The 2,590-nt window shown below is 27.6% G+C and carries 3 protein-coding genes; all 3 read right to left on the minus strand.

Annotation, left to right across the window (positions count from 1 at the left end; translation table 11 throughout):
- Window positions 1-70: 70 nt before the first annotated feature.
- On the minus strand, window positions 71-1,024 hold the full coding sequence (locus FGM02_RS16460) for a Fic family protein (protein ID WP_139959595.1): 954 nt from the start codon (window positions 1,022-1,024) through the stop codon (window positions 71-73).
- 280 nt (window positions 1,025-1,304) lie between these two features.
- On the minus strand, window positions 1,305-2,147 hold the full coding sequence (locus FGM02_RS16465) for a hypothetical protein (protein WP_139959596.1): 843 nt from the start codon (window positions 2,145-2,147) through the stop codon (window positions 1,305-1,307).
- 54 nt (window positions 2,148-2,201) lie between these two features.
- Window positions 2,202-2,590, minus strand: a 389-nt coding sequence (locus FGM02_RS16470; RefSeq protein ID WP_139959597.1) for an integrase core domain-containing protein, incomplete at its 5' end; no start/stop codon positions are given.

A 2,590-nucleotide genomic window follows, 5' to 3' on the forward strand; every position in this document is an offset into this window, starting at 1 on the left:
AGTAAAAAGACACAAACCTTTCGAGTAAACCATAAAAACCCACATTAACTTTATACGGTGTTGTGCCCAGTTATTTTATTAAGTACTTAGTTTTATTAAATTCTCCAATTTTTCCGAATAGATTTTTTTCAACTCCGTTTTTTAAATCACGACTTGCAGTTGCAGATGATATATCTTTAAATACATCCATATAATCTTTTCTTGAAAACTCAGATTTGTTTAGTGAGATAAAATATTCAAGTCTCTCGTTTTCGGTAAATGTTCTATTATTAAAATTTAATAACTCACTAATCGAAGAGTCTATTATGCTCAGCATATATTCTATAAATTTTGTAGATTTTCCTGATTTATCACTTTCCGATAATGCTTGATAATATTTCTCTTGATTTTTACTAATTAAAGTTTCAAATGGTAGATATTCAAATACTGGATATTTATCCATTAAAATTAATGTTTGCCATAATCTCCCCATTCTTCCGTTTCCATCCAAGAATGGATGAATAAATTCCATTTCGTAGTGAAATACACAACTTTTTATTAATTCAATCTCTTCTAAGTTCTCTAAATATTTAAAAAGGTCTTTCATTAAATACGGAACATTTTGTGCAGGAGGAGCTAAGTGCTCAACTTTAGATCCTTTTACTATCCCGACACCTTGAGTTCTATATTTTCCTGAATTCTCAATTAAATTATTCATCAGAATATTATGAGCTTTTAAAAATGATTTTTCACTTTTTGGATCAAAATCTTTTAAAGTCTGGTAAACATCAATCGCATTTAAAACTTCATTAACATCTTTTTGAGGACCAACGATTCTTTTGTTTTCAATTAAGGCAGTTATTTGTTCTTCCGTAAGAGTGTTTCCCTCGATTTTTAATGAGGAATGAATCGTTTTAATTCTATTTTGTTTTCTCAGTTGTGGAGAAGGTTTATTTAGAAAATTAGCATTAACCTCTCCAATTTTCTCTGAAATAGAAGTAATATATTTTAATATTTTAGATGTTATCTCGTAAGGTGGCTTCATGTGGTACTATCATTTGATAGCATCAAAGATAAAATCATTTACTGAATTATCAATCTAAAAAATCGAATTTTAATTAGGTACAACGGTTTTGTATAAGGTTAGTGTGGGAGTTGATAATCGTAGGATTATCGGCCTAGCACTAAGCTTATACTTATTTTGTGTTTTTATCTTTGTCGACCTAAAAATACTTAAATAAGTATAAGTGACACAGTAAATAAGCCTAAAACTTTGGGCAAACCATAAAAACCCACATTAACTTTATACGGTGTTGTAGTACGTTTTATTCTAGAAGGAATAGATACTTTGTTGGTTTTTTTAAACTTTGTTGTTTACTTGAATTTAATTGATTCAAGTTTATTTCATAAGATTTCTCATTGGTTTGATTCCCAATAAAAACTGATTCTATAATCCCTTCTTTACTTGAATAAACAATAATAAGTATCGGATATTGGTGATTTATATTTTTCTGGTTAATTTTTTTCTTAATTAATTTAATAATTTTAGACTTAAGTTTTTCAGGGATTTGTTTAAAATAATATCCATTCCCAATATTTGTATCTTCAATTATATTCGCATCTACGGTTTTAATATTCTTATCAAGATATTTAAATTTTGTATGAATCATATTATCTTGAATAGGCTTTGATTTTAGGGATGGAAGTGAAGATGAAATAAAATTAATTTGTTCAACTAATTCGGTATATAGACTATCTGAATAATTCCATTTACCTAAGAAAAGTGAATTACTCATGGATATATAACTTATTTTACCATCTTGGAACATATAATGCATTATGGGGCTAGATGGTTTAATTTTAATATTAATTTGATCTCTATCTTTTGAGAGTTTAAAACTCTCATCGTTTAAATTTTTTAGAGGTATTTCATAGATCCATTGGTAGAAATGAATCTCATTATTTTTGGACTTCCTTAAATCCTGTATAATAAGATTATTTTGAAAAGTATCAATTTTGAAATGATATATCTTTTCAGTTTTAAATTCCGGTGCATTGACTTCTATGGTCGGAGGTAGATTATTTAACTTTAGGATTGAATTTTGACCAATTAAATAATTAATGTTTAAAGACAACAATACGAATAATAAGAATAATGTTTTTTTCACAGATTTATTTTTTAATGTCTAGTCCTGAAATATGGCTACAGGTTAAATTGCTAATTAAGCTGATAATTTATATACCATATTTGGTGTTTTAAAGTCTAAAGATAAGTGTAATCTTATTTCGTTGTATAATTTAATTGCATTTTTTGCGGCTCTTTTAGCATGTGCTACATTCATAAATGTTTGATCTAAATAAAATTCGTCTTTTAATATTCCATTTACCCTTTCTGCCATTGCGTTTTCGTAGCAGTGATTTTCTTCTGTCATACTTATATTTATTTTCTTTCTTTTAAGAATTTGAGTGTATACATTGCTGCAATATTGAATTCCTCTGTCCGAATGATGAATAAGTCCCTTAATATTTTTAGCTTGATATACAGCTTTATTAAGAGCTCTCACACATCCTTTAAGCTCAAGACTGTCGCTAAGGTCATATCCTACGATTT

It is taken from the genome of Flavicella sediminum (genome assembly GCF_006381105.1).
Taxonomy (GTDB): Bacteria; Bacteroidota; Bacteroidia; order Flavobacteriales; family Flavobacteriaceae; genus Flavicella; species Flavicella sediminum.

Bases quoted from the DNA above. Each gene is read 5' to 3' on its own strand.
- FGM02_RS16460 (WP_139959595.1), bottom strand. From the start codon at position 1,024: ATGAAGCCACCTTACGAGATAACATCTAAAATATTAAAATATATTACT.